General features: G+C 64.2%; 13 protein-coding genes. 11 read left to right on the top strand and 2 right to left on the bottom strand.

What is annotated here, in order from left to right:
- Window positions 1-4: 4 nt before the first annotated feature.
- Complete coding sequence (locus U4Y90_RS32660; protein ID WP_321800931.1) at window positions 5-493, bottom strand: Hcp family type VI secretion system effector; 489 nt, start codon at window positions 491-493, stop codon at window positions 5-7.
- A 118-nt stretch (window positions 494-611) separates the two neighbouring features.
- Window positions 612-956 (bottom strand): STAS domain-containing protein, encoded by a 345-nt coding sequence (locus U4Y90_RS32655; RefSeq protein WP_321800930.1) that lies wholly within the window; start codon window positions 954-956, stop codon window positions 612-614.
- Between the two features lie 449 nt (window positions 957-1405).
- Between U4Y90_RS32655 and tssB the strand changes: the two genes are divergently transcribed.
- The 11 genes from tssB to tssI all read left to right on the top strand — a co-directional run bounded on the left by tssB (window position 1406) and on the right by tssI (window position 14936).
- Complete coding sequence (gene tssB, locus U4Y90_RS32650) at window positions 1406-1900, top strand: type VI secretion system contractile sheath small subunit (protein ID WP_321800929.1); 495 nt, start codon at window positions 1406-1408, stop codon at window positions 1898-1900.
- A gap of 1 nt (window position 1901) precedes the next feature.
- Complete coding sequence (tssC, locus tag U4Y90_RS32645) at window positions 1902-3389, top strand: type VI secretion system contractile sheath large subunit (RefSeq protein WP_321800928.1); 1488 nt, start codon at window positions 1902-1904, stop codon at window positions 3387-3389.
- A 198-nt stretch (window positions 3390-3587) separates the two neighbouring features.
- Window positions 3588-4076 (top strand): Hcp family type VI secretion system effector, encoded by a 489-nt coding sequence (locus tag U4Y90_RS32640; protein WP_321800926.1) that lies wholly within the window; start codon window positions 3588-3590, stop codon window positions 4074-4076.
- Between the two features lie 20 nt (window positions 4077-4096).
- Window positions 4097-4513 (top strand): type VI secretion system baseplate subunit TssE, encoded by a 417-nt coding sequence (tssE, locus tag U4Y90_RS32635; protein WP_321800925.1) that lies wholly within the window; start codon window positions 4097-4099, stop codon window positions 4511-4513.
- A 51-nt stretch (window positions 4514-4564) separates the two neighbouring features.
- Window positions 4565-6283 carry a type VI secretion system baseplate subunit TssF gene (tssF, locus tag U4Y90_RS32630; RefSeq protein ID WP_321800923.1) on the top strand — a complete coding sequence of 573 codons (1719 nt, stop codon included), beginning with the start codon at window positions 4565-4567 and terminating at the stop codon, window positions 6281-6283.
- Window positions 6280-7230 (top strand): type VI secretion system baseplate subunit TssG, encoded by a 951-nt coding sequence (tssG, locus tag U4Y90_RS32625; RefSeq protein ID WP_321800922.1) that lies wholly within the window; start codon window positions 6280-6282, stop codon window positions 7228-7230. Before tssF ends, tssG begins: the two co-directional genes overlap by 4 nt.
- A 42-nt stretch (window positions 7231-7272) precedes the next feature.
- Window positions 7273-9912, top strand: a complete 2640-nt coding sequence (tssH, locus tag U4Y90_RS32620; RefSeq protein ID WP_321800920.1) for a type VI secretion system ATPase TssH — start codon at window positions 7273-7275, stop codon at window positions 9910-9912.
- Window positions 9913-10026: 114 nt separating this feature from the next.
- Window positions 10027-11019: a pentapeptide repeat-containing protein gene (locus U4Y90_RS32615; RefSeq protein ID WP_321800918.1), complete on the top strand. Its 993-nt coding sequence runs from the start codon at window positions 10027-10029 to the stop codon at window positions 11017-11019.
- Window positions 11020-11055: 36 nt separating this feature from the next.
- On the top strand, window positions 11056-11730 hold the full coding sequence (locus U4Y90_RS32610) for a DUF3540 domain-containing protein (protein ID WP_321800917.1): 675 nt from the start codon (window positions 11056-11058) through the stop codon (window positions 11728-11730).
- A 17-nt stretch (window positions 11731-11747) separates the two neighbouring features.
- Window positions 11748-12143 carry a PAAR-like domain-containing protein gene (locus U4Y90_RS32605; protein WP_321800915.1) on the top strand — a complete coding sequence of 132 codons (396 nt, stop codon included), beginning with the start codon at window positions 11748-11750 and terminating at the stop codon, window positions 12141-12143.
- 36 nt (window positions 12144-12179) lie between these two features.
- Complete coding sequence (tssI, locus tag U4Y90_RS32600; protein WP_321800914.1) at window positions 12180-14936, top strand: type VI secretion system tip protein TssI/VgrG; 2757 nt, start codon at window positions 12180-12182, stop codon at window positions 14934-14936.
- The last annotated feature ends 3 nt before the right edge of the window (window positions 14937-14939 follow it).

The following is a 14939-nucleotide window of genomic DNA, read 5'->3' as shown; positions in this document are numbered from 1 at the left end:
CCGATTACGACTTCGGCGCAAGCCACGAATCTTCGGCTTCGATGCCGTCCGGCTCATACGTCCACGTGATCTTCTCGTACGTGAACGACACGTCTTCCATATGCCCCATCTGCTTGTTGTCGGGCGACAGGCAGTTCGGCGTCCACGACTTCATGTTCGTCAGGATCGCGTTCGACAGGTTCACGGTGTAGTACTTCTCTTCCGTGCCCTTCGGCGAGATGCGATAGAACTCGAGCGAGACAGTCTTCATCTGCTCACCGGACGTCAGCGCCTGATACAGCTTGGGCGACGACTTGTCGATTTCCTTGGTGAGCGTCATCGCCTGATGCACGCGCTTGCCGGTCGGCAGGCCCGTCTGCGGGCTCTTCGGAATCTCGATGGTGTGATCGACAGCCTGAACGAGGATCTTTCCTTCATGACCCTGAACCTTGGTCGAGCCTTCGATCTTTCCCTGGTTCTGGCCTTCGAGTGAGAGGTAGCACGGCATCGGCATGATTTTGTTCTCCGGTTGTCTTGCGCAGTTCGTTCTGCGCATGGGATGAATTCTGTGCGCGCGCCGTTACGGCCGCGTTTCAGAAAAGCGGGCTCGGGTTACGAATGAAATACGAGGCTCACGCCACTTCGTCGAAGCGTTCGAGCGCCGACGCGCGCGTATCGGTGACGTTGAGAATGTTGAGAAATCCGCTGACTTCGAACACTTCGCGGATCTGGTCGTGCATGCCGCACAGGACGAGCCGTCCCGCGGATTGCTTGAGGCGCTTTGCCGCGATCAGGACGACGCGCAATCCCGCGCTCGAGATATAGCCGAGTGCGCTCAGGTCGAACAACACCTGATTGGTGCCCTGGTCGAGACGGCGCTGGATTTCGGCCTCGACCTGCGCCGAGTTCGTGCTGTTCAGCGCGCCTTCGAGACTCACGACGAGCACGTCGCCCTGGACTTCATACTGGTTTGCCACGATGGTCTCTCACGCAATGGCGATGTCGTTGTGCCGCATGTCCCGCAGGCCGGTTCATGCGGCGTGCTTCGAAGCGTTAACGGCAGAAATCGAAGGAACCTTATGGCGTGTTGCATCGCCTTGCCGCGATCCGCGCGCCGAAAAATCAGCTTCAAGAATCCGGACGCGGTGTCGTTAATGTCCTGAGCGACAGGAAAGCCAGCGTATCACCAGGGTCGTGCGCCTAAGCCACGAATAGAGCCCGGAACCCGGCTCTACTTGCGGCAATGACCGGCGATGCCGCGTGAGATCGTTCCCTGTCGCCAGCAGCATGCGATGACACCAGCGTGACGGCATTCGCGCACGATCGTGCCGAAGCGGATGCATGACTGTGTGCCGCCATGCTGCGACGCTATCGAAGCGGCCTGATTTTTTCATCAACACTTTTGGTATTGGGTTAGGGGGTAGGCATGGCATCTGACGGTTCAGTCGCTCCTAAGGAGCGGGTCAATATTGTGTATCGTCCGGCCACCGGAGATGCCAAGGCGGAAGTCGAATTGCCGCTGAAACTGCTCGTGCTCGGCGACTTCACGTTGCGTGACGACGATACGCCGATCGAAGACATGAAGCCGGTCAACGTCGACAAGGACAACTTCAACGAAGTGCTCAAGGGCCAGAAGCTCTCGCTCGATCTCGCGGTGCCGAACCGCCTCGAAGCGAACGCCGATCCGGAAGCGCAGATCGCGATGAACCTGAAGTTCGAGTCCGTCGACGATTTCTCGCCCGACGCGATCGTCGAGAAGGTGCCCGAGCTGCGCCAGATGATCGCGCTGCGCGACGCGCTCAAGGCGCTGAAAGGTCCGCTCGGCAACATTCCGGATTTCCGCAAGCGGGTTCAGGAACTGATCGAAGACGAAGGCGTGCGCGCGCGTCTGATGAGCGAACTCGGCATCGAGGACAAGTGACATGAGCGACATGGAAAAACAACAGACGGCGACCGCCGCGCCCGAGGCCGACGCAAGCCTCTCGCTGCTCGACTCCCTGATCGAGTCGGCGCGCATCAAGCCGGGCGACGAAGCGTATTCGATCACGCGCCAGGGCATTCAGGCCTTCATTTCGCAGTTGCTCGAGCCGCAGAACGCGGTGGAGCGCATCACGCAGGCGACGGTCGACAGCATGATCGCCGACCTCGACCAGAAGCTGTGCGCGCAGGTCGACGCGATCCTGCATCACGCCGACTTCCAGAAAATGGAATCGGCATGGCGTTCGCTGAAGTTCCTCGTGGACCGCACGAACTTCCGCGAGAACGTCAAGATTCAACTGCTGAGCGTGAGCAAGGGCAAGCTGCTCGAAGACTTCGAGGATGCAGCCGACATCACCAAGTCCGGCCTCTACAAGAATCTCTATACCGCTGAATACGGCCAGTTCGGCGGCCAGCCGTTCGGCGCCATCGTCGCGAATTACGAGTTCGGCCCGGGCACGCAGGACGTGAAGCTGCTGCAAAACGTGGCGAGCGTCTCGGCCATGAGCCACGCGCCGTTCATCGCGGCGGCGGGTCCGCATTTCTTCGGCGTCGATACCTACGATCAACTGCCGAACCTGAAAGACCTCTCGTCGATTTTCGAAGGCCCGCAGTTCGTCAAGTGGAACGCTTTCCGCGAGTCCGAAGACGCGCGTTACGTCGGTCTCACGTTGCCGCATTTCCTGCTGCGCGTGCCCTACGGGGCGGATACCGTGCCGGCGAAGAAGTTCAACTACAAGGAAGACGTGTCGGGCGGCAACGGCCAGTTCCTGTGGGGCAACGCGGCGTTCGCGTTCGCTTCGCGCCTCACGTCGAGCTTCGCCGATTACCGCTGGTGCGCCAACGTGATCGGCCCGCAAGGCGGCGGCACGGTCGGCGATCTGCCGGTGTACACGTACGAGTCGATGGGCGAGCTCCAGAACAAGATCCCGACCGAAGTGCTCATCTCCGAGCGCCGCGAGTTCGAGCTTGCGGAGCAGGGCTTCATCGCGCTGACGATGCGCAAGAACAGCGACAACGCCGCGTTCTTCTCGGCGAACTCCGCGCAGAAGCCGAAGTTCTTCGGCAACACGAAGGAAGGCAAGGAAGCCGAGCTCAACTACAAGCTCAGCACGCAACTGCCGTACATGTTCGTCGTGAGCCGTCTCGCGCATTACATCAAGGTGATCCAGCGCGAGAACATCGGCACGTGGAAAGAGCGCGTCGATCTGGAAAGCGAGCTCAACACGTGGATCCGCCAGTACGTCGCGGACATGGACAACCCCGCCGAAGGCGTGCGCAGCCGTCGTCCGCTGCGTCAGGCGGAGATCGTCGTGGCCGATGTGGAAGGCGATCCGGGCTGGTATCGCGTGGATCTGAAAGTGCGTCCGCACTTCAAGTACATGGGCGCGTCGTTCACGTTGTCCCTGGTTGGCAAGCTGGACAAGAAATAAGCAATACGTCGTCGAAGAGCGGGCCGTGTTTCATCTGTAACGCAGCGCGGGAAAACTGAAACCGGCCGGTAACGGGCCTCCCGCAACATGTGAAACATGCGCAGCGCACACAAGAGCTGAGCGACACCGCCGGGGTCGAAAGACCTCGGCGAAACGACCGAAACCCAACACAGTTTGCTACCCAACAGGGGACTTATCATGCCGATGCCGTGCTACCTCACTCTCGAAGGCCAGAACCAGGGAAAGATCGAAGGCTCGACCAAGGTTCAGGGTCATGAAGGAAAGATTCTCGTCCAGGCCGTCGATCACACCATCGAAATTCCGAAGAGCCCGCAAACGGGCCTGCCGACCGGCAAGCGCGTGCATCTGCCGATGACGCTCACCAAGGAAATCGACAAGTCGTCGCCCAAGCTGTTCCAGGCGCTGACCTCGGGCGAGCAGATGAAGAACGTGACGCTGGAGTTCTACCGCATCTCGCCGAAGGGCACGGAAGAGAAGTACTACACCGTGAAGCTGTCGAACGCGATCCTGACCAACATGAAGTCGTGGACGCCGAACTGCCTGTCGCCGGACAACAAGCAGATGGGTCACATGGAAGATATCTCGTTCACCTACGAGAAGATCACGTGGACCTTCGATCCGGACGGCATCGAAGCCGAAGATTCGTGGCTCGCGCCGAAGTCCTGATGCGCGTCTGAGCGGGAGCAATGGTGAGAGAGCGCCGGCTGCTGGAGCGAATCGCGAGTTGGGGCACGGGTGAAGCGCGCTCCAACGAGACCCGGGTGGATGTCCTCGTCAACTCGGTGATGAGTCATCTCAGCCGGCTGCTCAACACGCGGCAAGGCAGCGTGCAGATCGATCCGCTATTCGGCGTGCCCGATTTCACGAACCTTGCCGGCACCACCGCGATGGGTTCCACGCGCGAGATCGAAGAAGAGATCCGTCGCATGGTGCTGCGCTACGAGCCCCGCATCAAGTCGCCGCGCGTCACGCTCAATCGCGAGGAGACCGACGTGCTGTCGATCCGCTTCGCGCTCGAAGGCTCGCTCGAAGTGGACGACCGCGAGATCCCGCTGCGCATATCGACGACCGTGGGCGCGAATGGCCGCGTGAGCGTCGACTGATTCAACGTTTGCACATCCTCATTCACTTCCGGATTCAGCCGAGTCGGCCGCATGTTCAATCGATACTATCAGGATGAGCTGAACAAGCTGAAAGGCCTGGGCGCCGAGTTCGCGCGTGCGAATCCGGCGATCGCGCCGATGCTCTCGGGCACCTCCGCCGATCCGGACGTCGAGCGTCTGCTCGAAGGCGTCGCGTTTCTCACGGGCCTCACGCGCCAGAAGCTCGACGACCAGTTTCCCGAGTTCATCCAGGAACTCACGAATCTGCTGTTTCCGCACTATCTGCGGCCGGTGCCGGCGTCGACGCTGATCGGCTTCTCGACGAAGGGACAGCGGCCGCAATCGGCGCGTGTCGCCGCGGGCACCGAGCTCGCGTCGGTGCCGGTGGACGGCACGTCGTGCCGCTTTCGCACGACCTGCGATCTCGACGTCGAGCCGTTGCGCATCGCCGAAGTCAATCTGCTGAGTCATGCGGGCGCCGCGCCCGTGCTGATGATCGATTTCGACATGGACGGCGCGACCATCGCGCAATGGAACGGCGATTCCGTCCGCCTGTTTCTGAGCGGCGGGCAGGTCGACGCATCGAAGCTGCTGTTGCTGTTGATGAACCACGTCACGGACGTGCGCGTGTCGAGCGGCGGCGAGCGGCTGTCGCTGGGCGCGAAATGCCTGCGCACGAGCGGATTCGATGCCGATCTGCTCACCTATCCGGGCCATGCGCCGAGCGGGTATCGCACGATCCAGGAATTCTTCGCGCAGCCCGAGAAGTTTCTGTTCGTCGATATCACCGGGCTCGGGCGCTGGACCGCGAACGCGCAAGGTTCGAGCTTCAGCATCGTGATGACGCTCGACGCGCTGCACGACTGGATGCCGGAAATCGGCGCGCAAAGCTTCATGCTCAATGTCGTGCCGGCGATCAACGTGTTCTCGCATGTCGCCGATCCGATCACGCACGATCATCGCGCGACGGAATATCGCGTGAATCCCGAAGGACGGGACCGTCGCCACTATCAGGTCTATTCGGTCGATCAGGTGCTCGGCTATCAGCAGGGCAGCGCGCAGGAACGCCTCTATCAGCCGTTCAGCATGTTCCGTCACGACGGACGCGGCGCGCAACTGAGCTATCGCACGACGCTCAGGAGCGCGAACGTCGAGCGCGGCAGCGATGTGTATCTCTCGCTGAACTATCCGCCGTCCGAGACGCCGCTGCCGGAGACGCTGTCGATCCGCGTCACGTGCACCAACCGCGCGCTGCCGGAAGGCCTGAAACCGGGCGATATCAACGTGCCGACCAGCACGTCGCCCGATCAGATGAGCTACACCAATATCCGCGCGATCACGCCCGCGCAGGACCCGCCGGCGGGCGAGGAACTGCTGTGGTCGCTGCTCTCGCACGTCTCGCTGAATCTGTTGTCGCTCGCGAGCGCCGATAACCTGCGCAAGCTGCTCGGCCTCTATGTGTTCGCCGGGCGGCAAGGGCAGGAGCTGTCGAATCGCCGGCGCATCGAAGGCATCGTCGACGTGACGGCGACGCGCGAGACGCGTCTCGTCGGCCGCGGCGGCATGCAGCGCGGCCAGTCGATCCGAATCCGCTGTCGTGAGGACCATTACGCCGGCATCGGCGATCTGTATCTCTTCGGTTGCATGCTCGAGCGATTTTTCGGCGATTACGCCGGCATCAATTCCTATACGCGCGTCGAGCTCGAAGACACGCTTTCGGGCAAAGTATTCAAATGGCCGCCGAGACTCGGACAACGACCGATGCTGTGAAGGCGCTGCTTCTCACCAACGGTGAGAAGTACTCGTACTTCCAGGCGATCCGGCTGCTGCGGCTGTACGACCGTCACACGGGCCTGAATCAGGAAAACCTGCGCGTGCGGCCGCGGCTCGGGCTCGGCTTTCCCGAGAACGACATCGACCGCATCGAGGCGACGCCCGAGGGCGGCTATCGCATCACGGCGAACTTCTTCGGCCTGTACGGCGTGGCCTCGCCGCTGCCGACGTACTACACCGAAGATCTCTTCGAGGAAGAGCGCGAAGGGCATCACGTCACGCGCGATTTCCTCGATATCGTGCATCACGCGCTGTATCCGCTGCTCTTCGATGCATGGGCGAAATACCGCGTCGAGCAGCGCATCGTCGAGGACCGGCACGAGGCGTCGCTCGATCAGCTCTACGCGTTCGTCGGCCTGCACGATCCGGCGTTGCGCGTCGACCTGCTGCCGGGCAGCGCGGAACTGTTGCGTTATGCGGGACTGTTCAATCAGCGGCCGCGTTCCGCGCTCGGCTTGAAGACCCTGCTCGCCGATGCCTTCGCGCCCGCCGAAGTCGAGGTCGTGTGCGGCGTGCCGCGCGCCGTGCCGATCCCTCACGATCAACGCTGGCAGCTCGGGCAGCAGCAAAGCTGCCTCGGCGAGGACGCGTGGCTCGGCTCGGAGATCGACGACTACGAAGGCAGCATCCGCATCGAATTCGCCGGGCTGCCGCACACGCTGTTTCAACACATGCTGCCGGGCGGAAGCGCCCATGCGCGCCTCGCCTTTTTCACGCGCTTTTATTTGACCGATCCGCTCGATGTCGAAGTCGAGTTGCAACTGCGCCACGACGAAGCGGGCGCCGCGCGCACCGGACGCGGGTCGTGGTCGCGCCTCGGCTTCGATACGTGGCTCAACCCCGGCGAGGCGGATCGGCCGACCCGGGTCAAATACGCTCTTTAACCATTGCTGGCCGTTGCTGGAAAGACTAAGAGGAAAACATACATGCTGCTGGTCGAACTGAAGCCCCTGGTGGGCCGCCTCAACGGCTTTTGCAAACAGGCGCTGGAAGACGGCGTCGGGTTGTGCGTGTCGCGCGGTCATTACGAGATCACGGTCGAGCATCTGCTCGCGAAGCTGTTCGGCGATCAACAGGCTGATATCGCGCTCTTGCTGCGACAGCAGGACGTCGAGGCGGCGCTCGTGCAACGTTCGATCAACCTGTCGCTCGAACAGATGAAGACCGGCAACGCGGGCCGTCCCGCGTTCTCGCCGCTGCTGCTCGAACTGCTGCAGGACGCGTGGCTGATCGCATCGGTGGATCTGCAGGAGCCGCGCATCCGCTCGGGCGCGGTGCTGCTCGCGTTCCTCGCGCGCCCGACGTACTACGCGACCGGCGACTATGCCGCGCCGTTGCGCGCGCTCAACCGCGAAACGCTGATCCGTTCGTTCGATGCCGTGTGCGGCGGCTCGGTCGAAGCAGGCACGCGCGAAGCGATCGGCGAGCACGGTTCCGATTCCACCGCGCCCGCCGGCGGCGACGGCAGCGCGATTGCGCGCTTCTGCGAGAACTTCACCGAGAAGGCGCGCGCCGGCAAGCTCGATCCGGTGTTCGGCCGCGATGCCGAGATTCGCCAGATGGTCGATATCCTCGCGCGACGCCGCAAGAACAACCCGATCTGCGTCGGCGATCCGGGCGTCGGCAAGACGGCGGTCGTCGAAGGGCTGGCGCTGCGCGTGGTCGAAGGCGACGTGCCCGACTCGCTCAGGGACGTGACGATCCTCGGCCTCGACATGGGCCTGCTGCAAGCGGGCGCGAGCGTGAAGGGCGAGTTCGAGAACCGCCTGAAAGGCGTCATCACGGAAGTGAAGGCATCGGCGAAACCGATCATCCTGTTCATCGACGAAGCGCACACGCTGATCGGCGCGGGCGGTCAGGCGGGCACGTCGGACGCCGCCAATCTGCTGAAGCCGGCGCTCGCGCGCGGCGAGCTGCGCACCATCGCCGCGACGACGTGGGCCGAATACAAGAAGTACTTCGAGAAGGACGCGGCGCTCGCGCGGCGCTTCCAGCTCGTCAAGCTCGACGAGCCGGATCTCGACACCGCCGTGCTGATCCTGCGCGGCCTGAAGGAAAAATACGAGGACGTGCACAAGGTCGTGCTGCGCGACGACGCGATCGTGGCCGCCGCCGAATTGTCGAGCCGCTACATCATGGGCCGGCAACTGCCGGACAAGGCCGTCGATCTGCTCGATACCGCCTGCGCGCGCGTGAAGGTGCTGCAAAGCGCGAAGCCGGACGTGCTGGAGAACACCGAGCGCCGCATTCAGGCATTGCAGCGCGAGAAGAGCGGACTGGAACGCGACGCGGACAACCAGCAGCCGGTCGATCTGGCGCGTCTTCGCGAGATCGATGAGGAACTGCCGAAGCTCGACGCACAAGCCGAAGCGCTGCGCGCGTTCTGGCAGAAGCAGCGCGACGCGGCCCGCGTGCTGCTCGACGCGCGCACCGCGCGCCACGAAGCGAAGGCGAACAACGCGTCCGAAGACACATTGCAGGCGCTGTCGCGGGACATCGCGGTTGCGGCGCAAGCCTTCAAGGCGGCGCAGGGCGACGAGCCGCTGGTTCATATCGACGTCGATCCGGATGTGGTCGCCCGCGTGATCTCGGACTGGACCGGCATCCCGGCCGGCAAGATGCTGCGCGATCAGGCGCAGAGCGTGATGCGCATGGCCGACACGCTGAAGGCGCGCATCCGGGGTCAGGATCACGCGATGGAGCAGATCGCCGAAGTGCTCAAGACCGCCAAGTCGGGCCTGAAGGACCCCGAGCAGCCGATGGGCGTGTTCCTGCTCGCGGGGCCGTCGGGCGTCGGCAAGACGGAGACCGCGCTGTCGGTGGCGGACATTCTGTTCGGCGACGAGAAGTCGACCACCGTCATCAACATGAGCGAGTTTCAGGAGAAGCACAACGTGAGTCGCCTGATCGGTTCGCCGCCGGGATATGTCGGCTACGGCGAAGGCGGCGTGCTGACCGAAGCGGTGCGCCAGCGCCCGTATTCGGTCGTGCTGCTCGACGAAGTGGAAAAAGCCCACCTCGACGTGATGAACCTGTTCTATCAGGTGTTCGACAAGGGCATGTTGTCGGACGGCGAAGGCAAGGAGATCGACTTCTCGAACACGGTGATCTTCCTCACGTCGAATCTCGCGACCGATGTCATCACCGAAATGACCGCGGGCGAAGAGAAGCCCGACGCGGCGACGCTGCTCTCCGCCGTCAGGCCGATTCTGTCGAATCACTTCAAGCCCGCGCTGCTCGCGCGCATGACGGTGATTCCGTACTTCGCGCTCGCCACCGATGCGCTCGCGGGCATCGTGCGCCTGAAGCTCGACAAGATCGTGCGGCGCGTCGCGCACAACAACAAGATGCGCTTCACCTACAGCGATGCCGTGGTCGCGCAGATCGCCGCGCGCTGCACGGAAGTGGAGACGGGCGCGCGCAACATCGACTTCATTCTGCGCGGCACGGTGTTGCCGCTGATGTCGCAGGAGATCCTCACGCGCATGGGTGAAGGCGCGGCGCTGCCGGAAGTGGCGCTCGACGTGAACCAGAGCGGCGATTTCGTCGTGAGCTTTCCGGGCTGAAGGTTACATCGGTAACGCGTGGACAGCCGGCTGAAACATGGCGGAAGCCGGCCGCCCGCACACTGGCTTCAAGGCAGCAGCGACGAAGCGTGAAGACGCAACGAGGGAGACACGGTGAGCACGGAACAACTGGCGACGGCGCTGGCGGGCGGCAGGATGATCGTCGGCGCGGATCTGTCGGGCATCGATCTGTCCGGGCGGGATTTGTCGGCATGCCGGTTTCGCGGCGTGAAGTTCACCGGCGCGAATCTGGCAGGCGCGAATCTGGCGGATGCGGACTTCGAGCAGAGCGATTTGTCGGGCGCGAATCTCGCGCGCGCGAACGCCGGCGGCGCGTCGTTCGCCGATGTGTCGTTCGCCGGCGCGACGGCGCAAGCCATGGATTGCTCGAAGGCGTATTTCACCGCGTGCGATTTCACGAAGACCGTGTTCGCGCAGGCGCGATTCGTCCGCACCGACATGCACGCCTGCACGTTCGCGCAGACGGATTTTTCGCGCGCCGACCTGACGCGTCTGTCCGCGATGAACGCCGACTTCGCCAGCGCGATCTTCAGCGGCGCGCGGCTCGTCAACGTGTTCTTCAAGGCATGCGTGCTGACCGGTCAGGACTTGCGCACCTGCGATCTGACGATGGCGATCTTCAACGAAGCGAAGCTGCAGGGCGCGAACTTGAGCGGCGTGGCGCTAGACCGCACGAGCCTGATGGGCGCGCAACTCGACGGCGCGACGCTCGCCGGCGTGCGTGGCACGTACACGGCGCTCATCGGCGCGCAGCTCGCGAACAGCGATCTTCAGGGCGCGAGCTTCATGATGGCCGATGCGAGCGATGCGGATTTCGCCACGGCGCGCGCCGACGGGTCGCTGTGGGAGCAGTCGGTGCTGCAATCGAGCCGCTGGCCGCGCGCATCGCTCAGGACGGCGCGGCTGATCCACTGCGACCTGTCGCACGCCGATCTTTCCGATGCCGACCTGTCGCGCGCGGACCTGAGCGGCGCGAACTTGCACGGCGTGAGGCAGCAGAACACCCGCTGGGACGGCGCGAACCTGGCCAGCGCGCGCAAGACCGACGAAGCCCTCGCACGCGCCGAGCAATGGCGCGCGGCCTGAGCGAATGAAACAACAATCGAATCAGCGAGCAAGCACATGAAGAGCACACGGGTTCCTCGCGCGCGCGCGGGGCACGAGCACGCCGTCGGCCTCGCCTATGCGACGGTCACGGGCCGCGCCGGCAAATGGTTTTTCGTCAGCGCCGCCGATGCATCGGCGGACCGCGCGCTGCGCGCCGAGAGCTGCCTCATCGAACCCGATTGCGGCGACACCGTGCTCGTGTGCCGGGGCGGCGCGATCGGCGCGAATGCGGCGGCGTACATCGTCGCGGTGCTCGCGCGGGCCGCGGCCGACAGCGCGCGTCTGCTGCTGCCGGGCGATGTCGCGCTGCATGCGGCAGAGGGCGCATTGCAGGTCGAGGCCGAGCGCATCGAACTGAAGGCGGCGCGGGTCGTGTCGCTGGAGGCGCCCGTCGTCGCGATGGAAGGCGTGCGCGGCGAGCTGAATTTCCATCGCGTGGATGCGTCGGTGAGCGAGGCGCACGCGCGCTTCGGCGTCGTGAGCGCGATGGCGCAACAGATGACATCGACGGTCGGACGGCTCGTGCAGAAAGCGCGCGACAGCTTCCGCTGGATCGAGAAAGTCGATGAAACGCGCGCCGGCCGCGTGCGCATGAAGGTGGACGAGCGTCTGCACGTCACGGCGCAACACGCGAGCGTGCTCGCCGAAGGGCACGTGAAGATCGACGGCGAAAAGATCGACCTCGGCTGACAGACAGGGAGCACGCCATGTTCGCAGTGACCAAGGAAAACGGGCAATGCATGGGCATGCCCGATACGTGCCTGACACCCGCGCCGCCCGCGCCGCCGGTGCCGGTGCCGTATCCGAACATCGCCATGCCGATGATGGGCAACCCGGCCACCGTCAAGGTGCTGGTGCACGGCATGCCCGCGCTCACCAAGGCATCGAAGATTCCGATGTCCAACGGCGACCAGGCCGGTGCGAGCGGCGGCGTCGCCTCCGGCGGGATCATGGGCGAAGTCGAATTCGTGATGAGCAGCCAGGTCGTCAAGTTCGAAGGCAATCTCGCGGTGCGCCTCGGCGACACCACCAAACAGAACGGCGGCAATACCGTCGGCAACGTGCTGGCGCCGAGCCAGCCCGTCGTGATGATCATGAGCTGAGCGCGCACGGTTTCGCGCGACGAACAGGGGAACAAGATGGAGATGCTGTCCGACAGGCTGCTGGCCAACCAGCGCTTCGATTTCACGTCGACCGCGAAGGGCGGCGGCTACAAGTTCGATGTCGTGGAGATGGAAGGTTTCGAGGCGCTCTCGCAGCCGTTTCGTTTCACGCTCACGCTCGTGTGCAGCGACGCATCGATCGATTTCGACGCGATGCTCTCGAACCCGGCCACCTTCACGATCCGCAGTCCGGAAGGCGGCCTGTCCACGCCTTATCACGGCGTGCTCGCGGAGTTCGAGCAGATGCATCATGCGGGCGGTTACGTGTTCTATCGCGCCGTGCTCGTGCCGCGCCTCTGGAACCTGTCGCTGTCGCGCATCTCCGAGGTGTATCTCGACGAGCAGCCGATCACCGATACGCTCAAGACGGTGCTGAAGAACGGCGGCCTCACGACGAACGATTTCGAGTTCAAGCTGACCGGCACGTACCGCAATCGCAGTTTCGTGTGCCAGTTCGAGGAGACTTACCTGGAGTTCGTCTCGCGCTGGACGGAGCACGAAGGCATGTACTTCTGCTTCGATCACAAGACGGGCAGCGATCGCCTCGTCGTGGTGGACAGCGTCACGATGCTCGACAAGGCGCGCGCAAGCGAAACCGATGAGCTGAAGGTGGTGCCGCTCGCTTACCGGCCGGACGACCGGATGAACACCGGCCTCGCGCGCGACGCCGTGCGCAACTTCGTGCTGCGCGCGCGGCCGCTGCCGAAGGAAGTGATCCTGCAGGACTACAACTATCGCAAGGCGGCGGTCCAGTTGAAGGCGAGCGCGGTGGTGTCGGCGCAGGGCCGCGGCGAGGTGATGATCTACGGCGAGAACTTCCGCGACGAAAACGAAGGCAAGCGCTACGCGAAGCTGCGCGCCGAGGAAATTCTCTGCTCGGGACGCGTGTTCTCGGGCGAGGGCACCGCGGTGGGTCTGCGCGCGGGCTACTTCGCGAAGCTCGCCGGGCACTATCGCGAGGACTTCAACGCCGAGTATCTGGTGACCGAGATCCATCACCGGGGCTCGCAGGCGGGCGCGCTGCTCTCCGGCGTGCGTTCGTCCGGGGGCGACGGCGGCGCGGGCGGCGAGACGTCGTACAGCAACAGCTTCCGCGCGATCGCCTCGGACATCCAGTTCCGGCCGGAGCGCGTGAGCCCGAAGCCGCGCATCACGGGCACGATCAGCGCGACCATCGACAGCGAGGGCGACGGCCCGTACGCGGATCTCGACGAGTCCGGCCGGTACAAGGTGCAACTGCCTTTCGATCTGACCGACAAGCGGCCGAACAAGGGCTCGGCGCGCATCCGCATGGCGACGCCTTATTCGGGCAGCGGCTACGGCATGGACTTTCCGTTGCTGAAGGGCGCGGAAGTGCTGCTCTCGTTCACCGACGGCGATCCGGACCGGCCCGTCATCATGAACGCGGTGCCGAACTCGGAGAACACGAGCGTCGTCACGCAGACCAACCCGCAGCAGAACCTCATCGTGTCGGCGGCGGGCAACAAGCTGTGCATCGACGACACGCGCGGCAGCGAAGTGATCACGTTGTCGTCGCCGTACAAGGACAGCAGCATCAGCGTCGGCTATACGGTGGACAAGGGCGGCTTCTTCGTGAAGACGTCGGGCAGCTCGCAGTCCGCGACGGCGGGCGTCAGCAATTCGCTGACAGCGGGCGCCAAGAACTCGATCTCGCTGACGGCGGAAAGCTCGCTCGCGGCCGGCATCTTCAGCAAGTACTCGCTCGGCCTGAACACGAGCTACAGCGCGAGCGCCGATGTCAACTGGAAGGTCGGCCAGAGCATCACGCTCGACGATGCTTCGAGCTCGGTCGTCATGAAGGCCAACGCGAACACCAAGGCGAACGAGAAGGTCACGCTGCAGGGCGGGCAGACGACGGCCATCAGCGCGCTCGTCAACCGCGCGAAGCTGGCCGTGCGCGGCGCGGTCGTCGCGAGCCTGGCGGCCAACGCGGCGGTGGCGGCGTCGGTCGCGGGCAAGATGCTCAAGGTCTACGACGACGGCAAGACCAACTACACCGACGACAAGAATCGCGACGCGACGCTCATCAACTCGCTTTCGGGCGCGGCCGTGGGCGTGGCCGTGCAGGCCGTGGTGCAGGGGCTGGCGAGGAGCATCGCGAAGACGCTGGAGGACGGCGCCAACACGCATACGAGCACGATGGAGCTCGACCGCAACGGCATCATGATGAAGATCAGCACGCCGACGCCCGGCGCGAAGACGCCGTGCCTCGCGCATCTGGGTTTCGCGGTCGACACCACGGCCACGCCCGGCGATACGTCCGTCTCCCAGATCAAGCACGACTGGACCGGCACGGCAACCGGCCAGCTCGCGATGACGCAGGCGTCGACCGCGCTCTCCTACGCGATGACGGCGGGCGGCGCGGGCGGCACGGTGACGCTGTCGTCGACGGGCGTGAAGGCCGAATCGGCGCAGGCGGTGGAGGCGGTCTCGGCGGCGACGAGCGCGAAGGTTTCGCCGGGGCAGATCGCGCTGGCGGTCGATGCCGCCGCGACGGTCGCGATCACGATGTCGGCGCAACAGATCGAGGCGAAGGCGGGCTCCACGCTGACGCTCGAACCGACCGAAGTGAGCCTGAGGTCCGCGGACGAGACGAGCGGCGTCGAATTCCTCGCGACCAGCGCGGCGTTCGCCTTCAAGGGCACCTCCGGCATGACGTGCGACGCGAGCGGCACGAAGGTCTATTCGAGCGGCATCATCAAGTTGGGCTGACGC

The organism is Caballeronia sp. J97, from assembly GCF_905220305.1.
Lineage (GTDB): Bacteria > Pseudomonadota > Gammaproteobacteria > Burkholderiales > Burkholderiaceae > Caballeronia.
Note: the sequence above shows the minus strand (reverse complement) of the source record. Positions and strands in the feature narration are given on the sequence as shown.